The sequence below is a fragment of the Streptomyces sp. NPDC002884 genome, assembly GCF_040295245.1.
In the GTDB taxonomy this organism is placed as follows: domain Bacteria; phylum Actinomycetota; class Actinomycetes; order Streptomycetales; family Streptomycetaceae; genus Streptomyces.
Map to the genome: position 1 here is coordinate 122,976 of NZ_JBEOVB010000016.1, position 13,959 is coordinate 136,934.

At 70.1% G+C, this 13,959-nt stretch carries 14 protein-coding genes; 11 read left to right on the plus strand and 3 right to left on the minus strand.

All coding sequences use genetic code 11. From position 1 onward, the window contains the following. The first annotated feature begins 216 nt into the window (after positions 1 to 216). Positions 217 to 597, plus strand: a complete 381-nt coding sequence (locus ABT070_RS28385; RefSeq protein ID WP_351764712.1) for an S-adenosylmethionine decarboxylase family protein — start codon at positions 217 to 219, stop codon at positions 595 to 597. Between the two features lie 10 nt (positions 598 to 607). Here the strand turns inward: ABT070_RS28385 and ABT070_RS28390 are convergent, their stop codons facing one another. Both ABT070_RS28390 and ABT070_RS28395 read right to left on the minus strand, forming a co-directional pair. Then, the gene (locus tag ABT070_RS28390) at positions 608 to 1,303 is read right to left on the minus strand and encodes an alpha/beta hydrolase (RefSeq protein ID WP_351764713.1); all 696 of its coding nucleotides are present in this window, start codon (positions 1,301 to 1,303) and stop codon (positions 608 to 610) included. Between the two features lie 13 nt (positions 1,304 to 1,316). Further along, positions 1,317 to 2,390: a PIG-L deacetylase family protein gene (locus tag ABT070_RS28395; protein ID WP_351764714.1), complete on the minus strand. Its 1,074-nt coding sequence runs from the start codon at positions 2,388 to 2,390 to the stop codon at positions 1,317 to 1,319. A gap of 119 nt (positions 2,391 to 2,509) precedes the next feature. On the opposite strand from ABT070_RS28395, the gene ABT070_RS28400 reads away from it, so the two are divergent. From ABT070_RS28400 to ABT070_RS28415, 4 genes are read left to right on the plus strand one after another with little or no spacing between them, the layout of a single operon-like run. Further along, complete coding sequence (locus tag ABT070_RS28400) at positions 2,510 to 3,154, plus strand: winged helix-turn-helix domain-containing protein (RefSeq protein ID WP_351764715.1); 645 nt, start codon at positions 2,510 to 2,512, stop codon at positions 3,152 to 3,154. Next, positions 3,151 to 3,897 carry a 4'-phosphopantetheinyl transferase family protein gene (locus ABT070_RS28405; protein WP_351764716.1) on the plus strand — a complete coding sequence of 249 codons (747 nt, stop codon included), beginning with the start codon at positions 3,151 to 3,153 and terminating at the stop codon, positions 3,895 to 3,897. Before ABT070_RS28400 ends, ABT070_RS28405 begins: the two co-directional genes overlap by 4 nt. Before the next feature lie 56 nt (positions 3,898 to 3,953). Next, a complete protein-coding gene (locus ABT070_RS28410; RefSeq protein WP_351764717.1) occupies positions 3,954 to 5,696 on the plus strand; it encodes a B12-binding domain-containing radical SAM protein in 1,743 nt (580 codons plus the stop codon). Continuing rightward, positions 5,693 to 6,640 carry a Gfo/Idh/MocA family protein gene (locus ABT070_RS28415; RefSeq protein ID WP_351764718.1) on the plus strand — a complete coding sequence of 316 codons (948 nt, stop codon included), beginning with the start codon at positions 5,693 to 5,695 and terminating at the stop codon, positions 6,638 to 6,640. Before ABT070_RS28410 ends, ABT070_RS28415 begins: the two co-directional genes overlap by 4 nt. On the opposite strand, the gene ABT070_RS28420 is transcribed toward ABT070_RS28415, so the two are convergent. Beyond that, positions 6,601 to 7,719 (minus strand): radical SAM protein, encoded by a 1,119-nt coding sequence (locus ABT070_RS28420; protein WP_351764719.1) that lies wholly within the window; start codon positions 7,717 to 7,719, stop codon positions 6,601 to 6,603. The two genes, ABT070_RS28415 and ABT070_RS28420, sit on opposite strands and share 40 nt — an antisense overlap. Positions 7,720 to 8,024: 305 nt before the next feature. On the opposite strand from ABT070_RS28420, the gene ABT070_RS28425 reads away from it, so the two are divergent. The 6 genes from ABT070_RS28425 to ABT070_RS28450 all read left to right on the plus strand — a co-directional run bounded on the left by ABT070_RS28425 (position 8,025) and on the right by ABT070_RS28450 (position 13,956). Beyond that, a complete protein-coding gene (locus ABT070_RS28425) occupies positions 8,025 to 9,071 on the plus strand; it encodes a 3-dehydroquinate synthase family protein (protein WP_351764720.1) in 1,047 nt (348 codons plus the stop codon). 8 nt (positions 9,072 to 9,079) lie between these two features. After that, positions 9,080 to 9,931 (plus strand): shikimate dehydrogenase family protein, encoded by an 852-nt coding sequence (locus ABT070_RS28430; protein ID WP_351764721.1) that lies wholly within the window; start codon positions 9,080 to 9,082, stop codon positions 9,929 to 9,931. Continuing rightward, on the plus strand, positions 9,928 to 11,079 hold the full coding sequence (locus ABT070_RS28435) for an aromatic ring-hydroxylating oxygenase subunit alpha (RefSeq protein ID WP_351764722.1): 1,152 nt from the start codon (positions 9,928 to 9,930) through the stop codon (positions 11,077 to 11,079). The genes ABT070_RS28430 and ABT070_RS28435 overlap by 4 nt, the downstream gene beginning before the upstream one ends. A gap of 94 nt (positions 11,080 to 11,173) precedes the next feature. After that, entirely contained in the window at positions 11,174 to 11,425 is a 252-nt protein-coding gene (locus ABT070_RS28440; protein WP_020129798.1) for a phosphopantetheine-binding protein, read from the plus strand. Between the two features lie 19 nt (positions 11,426 to 11,444). After that, positions 11,445 to 12,191 (plus strand): FkbM family methyltransferase, encoded by a 747-nt coding sequence (locus ABT070_RS28445; protein WP_351764723.1) that lies wholly within the window; start codon positions 11,445 to 11,447, stop codon positions 12,189 to 12,191. A gap of 40 nt (positions 12,192 to 12,231) precedes the next feature. Then, positions 12,232 to 13,956, plus strand: coding sequence for a carbamoyltransferase family protein (locus ABT070_RS28450; RefSeq protein ID WP_351764724.1), 1,725 nt, complete (start codon positions 12,232 to 12,234; stop codon positions 13,954 to 13,956). The last annotated feature ends 3 nt before the right edge of the window (positions 13,957 to 13,959 follow it).

The window sequence follows — 13,959 nt, forward strand, 5'->3', positions numbered from 1 at the left end:
TCGCCGTCCGCAGTGTTCCGGCCAATCCGACGTGACCTCCCCTGAGCCCCTTGACGCGCGGCGCCCGCGAGCCCTAGAGCGCGCGCCGGATGCTACGCTGCGCCCCGCCGGACCGTGTGTGAACCGGCCTCGCCGACCTTCCACTTCGGCCGTCAGACCAGCACATACCTATCTGAAAGGAGACGGGGGCGAGCGACAAGCGGCCTCCGGTTCCCCATGACCAACTCCAGCAGTCCCGCCACCGACGGAATAAACGTCGACGACCTGTGCTCGTACGCAGTCGACGTCTGGGTGAGCGACCACAGCATCCTGACCGACGAACAGCGCCTCCTCAAGATCCTGCGCACGGCCGCCGAAAAGGGAAACGCCACGGTACTCGGTGAGTCCTCGCACATCTTCCCGAACGGCGCCGTCACCGCCATCCTCCTGCTCTCCGCCTCGCACCTGAGCATCCACACCTGGCCGGAATTCAGCCTCGCGAACATCGACCTGCTCGCGTACGGCCGCCTGAACGGCGAACGGATGATGCAGAGCGTCGAGTTGGGTCTCTCGCCCACGAGGATCAACGTGACGCGCATGCTGCGCGCGGTGCACTGACCCGCACCGTTCACAGCCACCCCGACAGCGACGTGAGGAACGCGTCGAAGCTGTCCCGGTGGATCGCGTGCGTGGCGTCCGGCACGGTCCGCACCTCGAACCCCCGCCGGGTCAGCTCGGCCCGCATCTCCCCGCTCACCAGCGTGCTCGGCTCCGCCGCCTGGACGAGGGAGCGGACGAGCGGCTTCTGCGGAGTGTGATCGGCGCCGCGGTAGGCGGAGAGGGCGAGCGCCGACCGCTCGTCCCAGGCGTCCAGCGCCGCCAGCTCGGCCGCGACCTCCCGCTCTCCCCACTCCGGGCGCAGACTCCTGATCAGCAGCCGAGGCGCGCGCTTGAAGAGGGTGAAGACGGCCGGGTCGAGGGTGCCGTCCGGGCCTCCCAGCCGCCAGGCGGGCTCCGAGTAGACGGCACGCTCCGGCTCCAGTTCCGGCACGGCGAGCGCCAGGGCCAGGGCGCCGAGCGAATGGCCCAGCGCCAGCTCCGGGCCGCGAGGCAGCGTCTCCAGCAGATCCTGTGCGAACAGGTGCGGCGCGTAGGCGCCCCGGCCGCTGCCGCCGTGACCGCGCAGATCCACGGCGAGGACGCGGTAGCCCCGTCCGGTCAGGACCGGGACCAGTTCGTGCCAGGTGCGGTGGTCGGCCATGAGGCCGTGGACGAGGACGGCGACGCGGTCGCCGGTGCCCCACTCCCGTGTGTGCAGTCGCATGCCGGGGCCGCCCTCACCCGGCCGCGGCGGCTTCCTCCGCCGCCGCGGCCGCCAACTCCCCGAAGGCGGCGGCGGACTCCGGCAGCACCCAGAGGCGTTCCGCCCACCCCGGCGCGCCCAGCTGCCGGCCATGGCGGACGATCCGTTTCGAGACCGCCTCCAGCACCTGGAGCCGGTAGGGCCACAGCGCCTCCTGCTTGGTGCGTACCGCGGCTTCCGACGCGGGGATCAGCACCGGGACCGGCGTGGCCTGTTCAGGGCCGACCGTGAGCCGGCCGGCTTCGGCCGTGGCGTCCGCGAACAGCGAGTACGGCATGTCCTCGTAAAACGCGACCCGTTCGGGCTCCAGCGTCTTGCGGGCGATCAGCTCCAGCGCGGCCTGCCGGGTCAGGACGTGGTCGACATGCCCGCCCACGGCCAGCGGCACGAGCACCAGGCCACCGCCCGCCGCCTCGGCGGCCAGATCGGCGGTGACGCGCTCGAACAGCTCCGGCTCCGTCGCACGGGCCGCGTCCGCGGACTGCGGCCCGAGGAAGTAGCCGTCCTGCCAGGCGGAGCGGTCGGCGGCGTCCACGTGGCCGAGCACGGTCAGTTCCGCGCCCAGCACCCCGCACGCCACCCGCTCCTCCTCCAGCAGCAGGCGTGAGGCCAGCGCGGGACGGCTCCGATAGTGAGGGCGACGAGTCCAGGTCTCGTGCGAGAACACGTCCACCACGCGGCCGCCGAACCGGGCGAGCAGTCCGCCCAGGGCGAGTTGGGCGTCGTCCGGGTGGGGAGAGAACAGGGTCAGGGCGCGGGACGGCCGCGGGCGGGGCGGCGGAGCGGCGACCACCAGGCCCGCCGCATGCCAGCCGGCGATCAACTCCCGTTCCCGGGACGGCCAGGAACGGTACGGCCGGGCGCCGTCGCACGCGTGCCACAGTTCCGCGGCGGACGAGGGGAGGACGGCCGGATCGACCGGCTCGCCGAGGAACCGCACCTCGGCACCGTCGAACTCGGTGTGCGGCAGCCGAATCGGCCGGTCGTCCGCCAGGAGTGGGTGGGTCGTGCGCCGGACCAAGGGGGCGGGGGAGGGGCGCTCTGGCATGCGCAGGAGTGTAGACCAAGGGTCGATCATGGAACTATGGGAAGGAGAACGACAGTTGGAGAACCCGACAAGCCTGTTATCCACTCCGTGATCCGCACGCGACGAGAGGCTCGAACTGCATGTACGTACTCACCCGGGGACTTGCTGCGCCGGAAGCCGCCCGTCTGCGAGAGGCGTGTGAGCGCACCGGACTGCCGCTGAGGGAGCCGGCGGCGCAGGACCCGCGGGAGCTGGCCGCGCACGTCGCCGACGACCTCCTCGTCGTCTTCGTGGCCGCCGAGGCGGACGGCTCGGCGCCGCTCGAACTGCGCGAGATCACCCGCGAAGGCGCCTACGCCGTCCTCGTACAGCCGGCGCCGACCGCCAAGGGCACGCTGGCGGCGCTCCGTTCGGGCGCGGGCTTCGTCATGGCCGCGCCGCTCGGCGCCGAGCGGCTCGTGTCCTTCCTGACCTACCTGCGGGACGTCGCCGCCCCCGCGTCCGCCCAGATCCTCGACCTGGACGAGACCGGCGCTCTCACCACTCCGTCCGCGTCCGTGCGGCTGTCCGAGGCCGAGGCCAAGGCGCTGCGGGCGCTCGCCGACCGCCGGGCCGTCATCGTCCCCCGGCCCGACCTGCTGCGGCTGACCGGTGAGGACCCGCGGGACGTCATCGAGGCGCTGCGGGCCCGGTTCCGGGAGGTCGGCTCGGGCGCCCAGATCCTCAAGGTGCCGCACATGGGGTTCCGGCTCGTCGGGGAAGTGCGGCTGAAGGCCGGCACATGACGGCGGCGGACCGCCCACCGCGTCCGGTGCAGCTGTGGTGGGCCCGCCTGGCCGACGCGCGCCCGGGCCTGGTGGGACTGCTCGATCCCGTGGAACTCGGCCGCTACGAGGCCACGGCCGACCCCGACAACAGGCGCCGCTTCCTGGCCGGTTGCGCGGTCAGCCGGACGGTGCTCGGCGAACTGCTGGGTCTGCCGCCCGCCGACGTGCCGCTGCGGCGCGTGTGCCCGCGCTGCGGCGGACCGCACGGCAAGGTCACGCTCGACGTACCGACCGACAGCGCCCATGCGGACGTCCGCTTCTCCGTCTCGCACAGCGGGGACGTGATCGGACTCGCCGTCTGCCGTGGCGCGGACGTCGGGCTCGACGTCGAGGACGGCGCCGGCACCGATGTGGAGAAGGTGGCCCCCCGCGTCCTCACCGACACGGAACTGGCCGCGCTGCGCGCCCGCCCGCCCTCGGAACGGCCGGCGGCATTTCTGCGCTACTGGACGCGCAAGGAGTCCGCGCTGAAAGCGATCGGCGTCGGCTTGCGGGTTCCGCTGCGCCGACTGGAGGTGTCGGATCCCAAGCTGCCGCCGGCCGTGTTGAGTTGGCCTGAAATCATGGGGGTCTGCCATGAAGTGCGTATGGCGGATACGGTGGTTGACACGACGCACCCCGCGTCGGTCTCGGTGACGGGAACGACCGAAGTGACACTCGTACGGCACGACACGTCGGCAATGCTCCGAGCGTGGCGGTAACTCCACTTATTTCTGCATCGACTTCTTTACGGACCACGGGGAAGGGTTAGGGTCAGATGTCGGACGTCGTGCTGTTGACCCCGCGTGAGATAGCCACGGGGGCACTCAGCCTGAACAACCAGAACGTGACCGTCACCGACGAGGAGTACGTCCAACTCGACCCGGCACTGCGGATTTTCTACGAGAAGGTCCGGGAGAATCTGGGCCTGGCCTGCATTACCGGATATCTGCGCAATGCCGGACACTCCGTCACATCGCTCAACCTGCACGGCCGTACACCCAGCGACGAGGCCATCATCGAGCTCATCCGCCGGGAGCGCCCCCGCTTCATCGGGATCAGCATCATGTACGACCTGCACATCATCGACGCCATCCGGCTCATCCGGTGCGCGCGGATCGCCGATCCGGACGTCTTCATCGCCATCGGCGGCGCCTTCTGCACCTACAACGCGAAACTCATCGCCGAGCAGGTACCCGAGGCCGACTGCGTCACCTTCGGTGAGGGCGAGTTGACGGTCGTGGGGATCATGGACCGGCTGACCGCCGGCACCGACTGGCGGCAGACGCCCGGGCTGTTCTACCGCGACGGCGACCGGGTGCGCAGCAGTGGCATGCCCGTGCTGCCGGACCTCGGCAACCTCGTCTGGCCCGCCCGAGACGTGCTGGAGTACCACAAGGCGGCGGGCATCGCGACGCCCGTGGCCTCCACGTTCACCAGCCGAGGCTGCCACGCCAAGTGCACCTTCTGCTACGCGCCCCGCCAGCCCGGAGTGGTGGACGGCTTCTGGCGGATGCGGCCGCCCGGGGACGTCGTCGACGAGATCGAGTACCTGCAGCGGGAGTTCGGGACCCGCTTCATCTGGTTCAACGACGACAACTTCGGCGGGGCGTTCGGCGACGGCTTCGCGCACGCCGTCGAGTTCGCCGAGACCGTCCTCAGCCGTGGTCTGAAGTTCCAGTTCCACTGCGAGTTCCGGGTCGACTCCGGGCTGATCGACCACGAGGCGCTCGACCTGCTGCACCGCGCGGGACTCTCGTCCGCGCTGCTGGGCATCGAATCCGGGTCGCCCGGCATGCTGCGGCGGTTCAAGAAGGGCACCACGGTGGCCTACAACCTGGACGCGGCCCGCATGTTCAAACGCAAGGGCCTCGGCCTCGACCCCGGCTGGATCATGATCGAGCCGAAGACCACCATCGACGAACTCTGGGAGAACCTCGAGTTCATCGTGGCCGCTCGGATCCACGAGGCGGACAACCCGTTCTTCCTGATCAACCGCGCCATCGCGCTGCGCGGCACCGAGATGTACGACAAGATCGAGGAGCCGCTGCCGCTGGCCGACATCGAAGGCCTGGAGGGCGACGCCTACGAGATCCTGCGCACCGCCCGCCGTGACTACCGGGTGCCGGACCCCCGCGTCGAGGCCCTGTGGAGCGCGTGGAGCGAGGTCGGCGAGGAGATCAGCGACCGCAAGGAGAACGTCCTGCCGTTCATCGCCCAGAAGATCGCCCTGGGCGCCCGCCGGCTCCGCGGGACGGAGCACAATCCGCGTGCCTTCCTCAGCCGGCTGCGGGCCTGGCGCAACGGGCTGCCGGAGCTGTTCCTCGCGTTCATGAACTACGGACTCGTCCTCGCCGAGACCGACCCGCCCGACCTCGTCACCCGGCTCACCGCCGATCTGCGGGACCTGGTGGCCGACTACGACGCCGAGCACCTCGGCGAGTCCTTCGAGGAGTTCAGCGAGCGGGTGGAGCGCGTCTGCGGCGCCGAGGCCCTCGTCGCGGCGGGAGTGGGCCGATGACCCTGCGCTACGGAGTGGTCGGCTGTGGTCGCGTCTTCCAGCGCTACCACCTGCCCGTCGTCACCGACCACGAGGACTACACCCTCGTCGCCGCCTGCGACACCGACGCCGACAGCGCGCGCTCGGTGCTCGGAGCGGCGGCCGACGGCGTCCTGGTCACCACCAGCCTGGAGGAGTTCCTCACGGTCGGCAGGCCGGACGTGGTGGCGGTGTGCACGCCCAACGACGCCCACACCGAGCCGGTGCTCGCGGCGCTCGAGGCCGGCGCGCACGTCCTGTGCGAGAAGCCGCTGGCCGCCGACCTGTCCGAGGCGCGCCGGCTGGCCGGGGCGGCCGGCGCCGACCGGCTCGCGGTCAACCTGCCCTATCGCTTCCACGAGCTGGTGCCGGCGTTCCTCAAGGCGCTGCCCGAGGGCCCGTGTGAGATCACCTTGACCTTCACCACGGCCGGCCAGCGGCTGTGGCGGCCGGTGACGAACTGGTACGGCGACGCGGCGCGGGCCGGCGGCGGGGCGCTGGTCGACCTCGGGGCGCACGCCCTGGATCTGCTGATCACCGTCTTCGGCCGGCCCCGCCCGGTCGCCTGCCGGGTCGACGCGGCAGGCGTGGAGGAGCGGGTCGTCGCCGACCTGGAGTTCCCGGCAGGTCACGCGAAGCTGCGCATCGACCGTCGCAGCCGGGTCATGGGCCTCACCCTGGAGGCCACCGCGGCGGACGGCGAGAGCACCGTGCTGGACCTGCGGCGCGGCGAGGTGCGCAGCGCCGCAGGCACGGTCACGGCCGAGGATCGCCGGCCCGAACTGGCGGCGATCCACGGCTTCCTCGACACGGTGGCGGGCCGGGCCCGGGGCCGCACGGTGGCCCCGGCTCAGGCGTTGGAGGTGCAGGAACTCATCGCGGCGCTCTACGCCGACGCGGAGCTCGATCCGGGGCTGACGCTCTGAGCGACACCCTGTCCGGTTGCGGGGGCGTCGGAGATGACCGGCCGGAACGTCTCCTTCAGCTCCCGCAGCCGGGCGCGTGAGCGCTCTCCCGAGTACAGGTGCGTCGCGCCGATCTCCTCCTCCGTGATCCGGTCCAGGAAGAACAGGTTGATGACGTCGGACGGCGTGGCGCAGGTCTTGCAGAAGGAGAACCGCGGGCGGTCGTGCATGAACAGGTCGTAGTGCTGGTGCGAGCCGTACTGGTCGAGCAGCAACTTCCGGTCCTGGGCCAGGTTGCCCATCGGCTTGACCCAGGCGTGCGGGCACGCGGAGACGTCGCCCTGGCCGAAGAGCTGCGCCATGGTCGCCGTGACGAAGCAGCCGAGGGTGCGCACGTTCGTCTTGAGCTGTTCGGCCATGTGCTCGACGTAGGCGCGCGGCGGCAGGACGTCCGCGAACTCGTCGTAGCGCTCCACCAGCGGCATCAGGTGGTCGCCGGCCGGCGGGCCCATGCGCTCGGCGGTGTCGCCGCGCACGGGGAAGAAGTACAGCGTGGTGCTGCCCGCGACCTCGTCGCGCAGGTACTGGGCGAACTCCAGCTGGCCCGCGTAGTTGGCGTCGGTGAGCACCGACTGGATGTCGATGCGCAGCCCCGCCTCGGCCGCCGCGTGGAGACTGCGCATGATGACGTCGTGCAGCTTGGCCTGTTTCGGGGGCAGGCGGTGCCGGTTCAGCTCCAGCGTGTGCCCGTCCAGGGAGATGTTCAGCTGGACGTTGCCCATCGCGGCGAGGGCCTCGATGCGCCGCTCGTTGAGGAACACGCCGTTGGTGATGACCTGGACGGTCTCGTAGCGGCGGCTGGCCTCCTGGACGAACTCGGTGGACCCTTTCAGCCAGAAGAACTCACCGCCGGACAGCCGCAGAATGGGCGCGTCCACGTGCTCGTGGTACATGTCCAGAATCTCGTGCCAGTCCTGACGGCGGTCGGTGGTGAGCCGCAGCCGGGCGTCGGGCACGTTCATGAGGAGGTTGTACTCCTCGGTGAGGCAGTAGGAACAGCGCATTTGGCAGAGCTGTTCCTCGATGACCATGTCGTTCATCAGGAACGGGAGTCGACCGCCTTCTGCCGCCGAGGCGGTGAGTGCGGCACGAAACTTTTCCTTAAGGCGCATGAAAGTCCCCGTTTTGCGGTCGGCTTGGGATTTACGGCCAGGTCGCTCGACCGGTCAACCCTAACTGTTCGTCAACCGTGTTGCCATAGGACCCAGTTGGGGTTCCACGAGCGTGAAACATTCTGTACATGTACGGAACCGGCGGTCTACACGATCAGGGGGTGGACCTTGATCCGCACCGTTGGTTAGCATGCCGTCGGTGAAGGCCGGACAGCCACGGGGGCACTGAAGGCATGAGCGTAATCCGCCGTATCGACGTCACGCTGAAGGATCACGACTACGCCGTCCATGTCGGATCCGGCGCTCGCCGACTGCTGCCGGGCGTCCTGAGGGAGCTGGGCGTCGGCCGCGTCGCCCTGGTGAGCGCCTTACCGGAGAGGGAACTCCCCGACCCCGGCGTGCCGTTCACGGTCGTGCCGGTCGCCGACGGCGAGCGGCACAAGACGCTCGCGTCGGTCGAGTCCTACTGCCGCGCCTTCGTCGGGGCGGGGCTGACCCGGTCCGACGCCGTGATCGCCTGCGGTGGCGGCACGACGACGGACACCGTCGGCCTGGCCGCCGCCCTCTACCACCGCGGCATCAAGGTCGTGCACCTGCCGACCACGCTGCTCGCCCAGGTCGACGCGAGCGTCGGCGGCAAGACCGCGGTCAACCTGCCCGAGGGCAAGAACCTGGTCGGCGCCTACTGGCAGCCCAGCGCGGTGCTGTGCGACACGGACTTCCTGGACACCCTGCCCCGACGCGAACTGCTCAGCGGCTACGGGGAGATAGCCCGCTGCGCGTTCATCGGCGCCGGCGATCTGCGCGGGCTCGACCTGACCGAGCAGATCGTGGCGAGCGTGACGCTGAAGGCGTCGGTCGTCGCCCGCGACGAACGCGATCAGGGGCCGCGCCACATCCTCAACTACGGCCACACCCTCGGACACGCCATCGAGCGTGCCACCGACTACGCCTGGCGCCACGGCGAGGCGGTCGCGGTCGGCACCGTGTTCGCGGGCCTGCTCGCGGGCCGGCTGGGCCGCATCGACCAGGGCCGGGTGGCCGAGCACCGGGAGATGGTGGAGAGCTTCGGACTGCCCACCTGGCTGCCGTCCGGTGTGCCCGTGCCGACCCTGGTGGAGCTGATGCGGCGCGACAAGAAGGGGCAGGACGCCGACGCCGGGCTGACCTTCGTCCTGGACGGCCCGCGCGGGGTCGAACTCGTGCCCCGGGTCGACGAGCACCTGGTCTCCTCCGTCCTGGCGGACCTGCCTTCGGGCGCCGCCCCCACCTCGGCCTGAGGAGCGCCATGCCCGACGCCCCACCCGGCCCGAGCGCCATCTCGGGCACGACCCGGCTCTACGTGGTCCTGGGCGACCCGGTGGCCCAGGTGCGCGCCCCCGGCCTGCTGAACGACCTGTTCGCCCGTACCGCGCGGGACGCGGTGCTGGTCCCCGTGCATGTCGCCCCCGACGGCCTCGCGGAGGTGATGCGCGGACTGCGCCGCATGCGCAACCTCGACGGCATCCTCGTCACCGTGCCGCACAAGATCGAGGTGTGCCGGTACGCCGACCTGCTGGGCCCGGCCGCCGAAGTGGCCGGTAGCGCCAACGCCCTGCGCAGGAACCCCGACGGGAGCTGGCTCGCCGACAACTTCGACGGCGCCGGCTTCGTCCACGGACTGCGCGACAACGGCCACGACCCCGCGGGCGCGACCGTCGCCCTGGCCGGGGCCGGCGGCGCCGGACGGGCCGTCGCCGCCGCCCTGCTCACCGCCGGCATCGCCCGACTGCGGCTGTACGACCCCGACCCGATCCGCCGGAAGGACGTGCTCACCCGGCTGGACGCACGCTGGCCGGGCCGGGTGACGGTCGACGCGGAGGACGATTTCGACGGCGATCGCGTCGACATCGCGGTGAACGCGACCCCGCTGGGCATGCGTCCAGGTGACCCGCTGCCCTTCGACCTCGCCCGCCTGCCGGATACCTGCGCGGTCGCCGACATCATCATGAAGCCGGCCGAGACCGCCCTGCTCAAGGCCGCTCGGGAGAGCGGACGGCCGGTGGTGTACGGCCGCCACATGCTCGACAGCCAGGTGCTCCTCTACGAGGAGTTCTTCGCACTGCACGCACCGCAACGAAACGGGAGGTGGGAGCCGTGATCGACCATGCCCAGGCCGTGGCCCTCGCGCAGCGGGCCCTGGCCCACCTGGAGGCCGGCACGACGGACCAGGCCGAGGACGTGCTGCGGGTCCCCGTCACGGAATACCTCGACCCCGACCGGTGGCGACGGGAGGTCGACGTCGTCTTCAAACGGGTCCCGCTCGCCCTCGCGCTCTCCGTCGAACTCCCGGGCGCCGGCTCCTACAAGGCCCTGGACGCCCTGGGCACCCCCGTCCTGCTCACCCGTGGACAGGACGGCGCCGTACGGGCGTTCCTCAACGTCTGCCGCCACCGCGGCGCCCAGCTGTGCCCGGCCGGCACCGGCACCCGGCACCGCTTCCGCTGTCCCTACCACGCCTGGGTGTACGACGACCGGGGCGGACTCGTCGCCGTGCACAAGCCCGGCACCTTCGGGGACGTCGACAACGCCGAACTGGGGCTGCGTCCGCTGCCCGTCGTGGAGCGCCTCGGCTTCGTGTGGGTGTGCCTCACGCCGGGCACCACGATCGACCTGGACGCCTGGCTCGGGGAGTACGCGCGCGAGCTGGAGCGGCTCGAACTCGACAAGTGGCACGTCTACGAGCAGCGCGAACTGGCGGGGCCCGGCTGGAAGGTGGCCTTCGACGGCTATCTGGAGAGCTACCACATCCAGGCGCTGCACCGCACCACGTTCGCCCCGACGTCCACCTCCAACCTGATGGTGGTGGACTCGTTCGGGCCGCACCAGCGGATCCTGTACCCGGTCAAGTCGCTGCGGACGCTGCGGGACATCCCGGTCGAGGACTGGGACCCCGCCCCGCACTGCGGCACCGTCTACACCGTCTTCCCCAACGTGTCGATCGCCGGCAGCTGGGAAGGCCATGGAGTCGTCTCCCAGATCATGCCCGGCCCGGGAGTGGACCGGAGCAGCACCGTGCAGACCATCCTGACGCGCGTGCCCCCGGTGACCGATGAGGACCGGCGCTACACGGCGGAGTTCAGCGAACTCGTCGAAAGAGGCGTGGCGGAGGAGGACTATCGCACGGGATTTGACGTACAGGCAGCTTTGTCCTCCGGGGCGAATACGCACTTTGTGTTCGGGCGCAACGAGTTGGCGTTGCAGCATCACCATCGCTGGCTGGACCGTCTGCTTGCACAAGCCAACTAGACGCTGGTAGAGGTGTTTTGAGGCATAGTCAGGATGGACAGCCTCTGACCCACCGGATAGATTGTCACTCGTCCGAACGAATGAAAGGCTGTCTGTGAACCGCGACGAAGTGCTCCAGGAGATCCACCAAATCGCCAAGGAGTTTGCCGCCTCCAGTGGTCGCACGGTGAATGAGAACAGCAGCAACTTCCTCGAGGCCTATGGATTCACCTCGCTGGACGCGCTGGAGTTCCTGCTTCTCCTCGAGGAGCGGTTCGGTGTGACGTTCGAGGACGAGGACCTGACCGAGGACACGCTCACGTCCGAGGACCGGCTGGCCGACTACGTCGTCGAACGCCTCGGCTGAGCAGCGGGAGCCCCGCCCCATGACTCTCCCCAAGCTGACGGAAGTCGCTGAGGGATTCTCCGTGCACGCCGTCAGCGCGCTGGACGCCCGCTTTCTGTACCGCGAGATGTTCGAAGGCGGAACCTACGCCGGTATTTCCCTTCCCGACGAGCCGTTCGTCATCGACGTCGGGGCCAACATCGGGCTCTTCACGCTCTTCGTGAAGCAGCGGCGGCCCAAGGCGCGCATCGTGGCCTTCGAGCCGCTGCCCGAACTCGTCGCGGCTCTGCGCGCCAACGTGGCGGAGTTCGGCCTCCACGACGTGTCCGTGCACGAGACGGCCCTGGGGAGCGAGGAGGCGGCCGATGTGTCCTTCCGCTACTACCCGCTGCTCCCGAGCAGTTCGACGCTGTACCCGCAGGACCAGGGGCAGCTGAGGGAACTCCTGGGCAGAAGCTTTCCGCCGCGGGTCGTGGAGCGGATGTTCCAGGGACGCGAGACCACCGTCAGCGTCGAACGGCTCTCCCGCCACATCGGCACCGACCGACCCGTCGATCTGCTGAAGATCGACGCGGTGGGCTCCGAACTGGAGATCCTGCGGGGTGTCGACGCGGAACTGCGCCCCCTGCTGCGCAACGTGTTCATCGACGTCCAGGACGTGCACGGCCGGGTCGCCGAACTCTGTCTGTATCTGCGGGAGATGGGCCTGGAGCCCAGCGTGCTGAAACCGCCGATGGCGGACGGAGAGGACACACTGAACCACCTGATCCATGCCGTGCGGCCGTGACACAAGGAATGCTGCGAGCTCAAAGAGGGGGAACACGCGGATGCTGACGCTCGGGCTGGGCGGGTCCAACCACGACTTCGCCGCCTGTCTCGTCTCCGACGGCGTCATCGCCGCCGGAATCGAGGAGGAGCGGGTACGCCGGGTCAAGTACTCGGTTGGAGTCAACTCGCTGTTCAACCAGTCGTGGCGGTACTGCCTCGACATGGCGCAGGCACGCCTCGCGGACGTCGACGTCATCGTCGCCGACGACACGCTGCTGGCGCCCGCGTACTTTCCCTTCCGCAAGCGCATCCATCTGATACGCCATCACATGGCGCACGCCGCCAGCACCTTCTTCCCCTCGCCCTTCGAGCGGGCCGCCATTCTCGTCGTCGACGGAGCGGGCAGCCTCATCGACGACCGGGGCGTGGAGACCCTCACCACCGCCGTCGGCGAGGGCACCACCATCACCGAGCTGTCCAAGGTGCTCGGCACCAACTGGTCCACCGACGGCCTCAGCGCCCTCCGGGTCTACCAGGCCGGCGACAGCGACCACTCCCTCGGCTACATGTACAAAGCGGTCAGCAAGGCCATCGGCTTCGTCCTGTACGAGAACGAGTACGAAGGCCGGCACTGGTACCTGTCCGAGGACGGCAAGACGATGGGCCTCGCGCCCTACGGAACCCCGCGCTACTGCAAGGAGTTCCGCGAGTACCTCACGCTGCTGCCCGACGGCCGCTATGAACTGCACCTCAAGAACGGCGGACTGCTCGACTTCATCGAGCACGCCCTCGACGGCTACGCGGGCGACGAGCGCTTCGCCCGCGCCGCCGATCTGGCCTACGCGGCCCAGGACACACTGGAGGAGACCCTCCTGCACGTCGCCCGGCAGCTCCACGCGGACACCGGGCTCACCGACCTGTGCCTGGCCGGCGGCGTCGCGCTGAACTGCGTGGCCAACGGCCGGCTGCTGCGCGAGACCCCCTTCGAGAACGTCTTCGTGCAGCCCGCCGCAGGCGACGGCGGCTGCGCCGTCGGCAACGCCTACTACGGCTACCACGTCATCGCCGGACAGCCCCGCGAAAAGCCCGCCCGCACCGCCCAGCGCCACGCCTACCTGGGCCGCACCTACGACGACTCCGAAGTGCGGGCCGCGCTCGACGCCAGCGGACTGCCCTACCGCGCGGTGGACGAGCCGTCCCGGATCGGGGCCGAACTGCTCGCGCAGGGCAAGCTGCTGGGCTGGTTCACCGGCGGGTCGGAGTTCGGGCCGCGCGCCCTGGGCCACCGCAGCATCCTGGCCGATCCCCGGCGCGCCGAGATGAAGGACATCATCAACGCCCGCGTCAAGCACCGCGAGCCCTTCCGGCCCTTCGCCCCGGCGGTGCTGCGCGAGCACGCGGCCGACTACTTCGACCTGGACATCGAGTCGCCGTACATGCTCATCGTGGCCCCGGTCCGGCCCGAGAAGCAGGGCGAGGTCCCGGCCATCGTGCACGTCGACGGCACCGCCCGGGTGCAGACCGTGACAGCCGAGGACAACGGCGCGTACCACGGGCTGATCGCGCACTTCCACCGGCTGACCGGGGTTCCGGTGGTGCTCAACACCTCGTTCAACGACAACGGCCAGCCGATCGTCGAGACCCCGCAGCAGGCCCTCGAGTTCTACGGCGGCAGCCGGCTGGACTGGATGATCATCGAAAACTACGTGGTGGCGCACTCGGCCGACGACCTCGACGCTCTGGCGTCCCTGTCGTCGGCGACCGGCAGCCCCGCCACCGACTGAGAG

What these genes read in the sequence shown, in the direction of transcription:
- ABT070_RS28415 (WP_351764718.1), top strand. Translation starts at nt 5,693, where the DNA reads ATGACCCTGCGCTACGGAGTGGTCGGCTGTGGTCGCGTCTTCCAGCGC.
- ABT070_RS28385 (WP_351764712.1), top strand. Translation starts at nt 217, where the DNA reads ATGACCAACTCCAGCAGTCCCGCCACCGACGGAATAAACGTCGACGAC.
- ABT070_RS28425 (WP_351764720.1), top strand. Translation starts at nt 8,025, where the DNA reads ATGAGCGTAATCCGCCGTATCGACGTCACGCTGAAGGATCACGACTAC.
- ABT070_RS28410 (WP_351764717.1), top strand. Translation starts at nt 3,954, where the DNA reads ATGTCGGACGTCGTGCTGTTGACCCCGCGTGAGATAGCCACGGGGGCA.
- ABT070_RS28445 (WP_351764723.1), top strand. Translation starts at nt 11,445, where the DNA reads ATGACTCTCCCCAAGCTGACGGAAGTCGCTGAGGGATTCTCCGTGCAC.
- ABT070_RS28395 (WP_351764714.1), bottom strand. Translation starts at nt 2,390, where the DNA reads ATGCCAGAGCGCCCCTCCCCCGCCCCCTTGGTCCGGCGCACGACCCAC.
- ABT070_RS28400 (WP_351764715.1), top strand. Translation starts at nt 2,510, where the DNA reads ATGTACGTACTCACCCGGGGACTTGCTGCGCCGGAAGCCGCCCGTCTG.
- ABT070_RS28450 (WP_351764724.1), top strand. Translation starts at nt 12,232, where the DNA reads ATGCTGACGCTCGGGCTGGGCGGGTCCAACCACGACTTCGCCGCCTGT.
- ABT070_RS28430 (WP_351764721.1), top strand. Translation starts at nt 9,080, where the DNA reads ATGCCCGACGCCCCACCCGGCCCGAGCGCCATCTCGGGCACGACCCGG.
- ABT070_RS28420 (WP_351764719.1), bottom strand. Translation starts at nt 7,719, where the DNA reads ATGAACGACATGGTCATCGAGGAACAGCTCTGCCAAATGCGCTGTTCC.
- ABT070_RS28405 (WP_351764716.1), top strand. Translation starts at nt 3,151, where the DNA reads ATGACGGCGGCGGACCGCCCACCGCGTCCGGTGCAGCTGTGGTGGGCC.
- ABT070_RS28390 (WP_351764713.1), bottom strand. Translation starts at nt 1,303, where the DNA reads ATGCGACTGCACACACGGGAGTGGGGCACCGGCGACCGCGTCGCCGTC.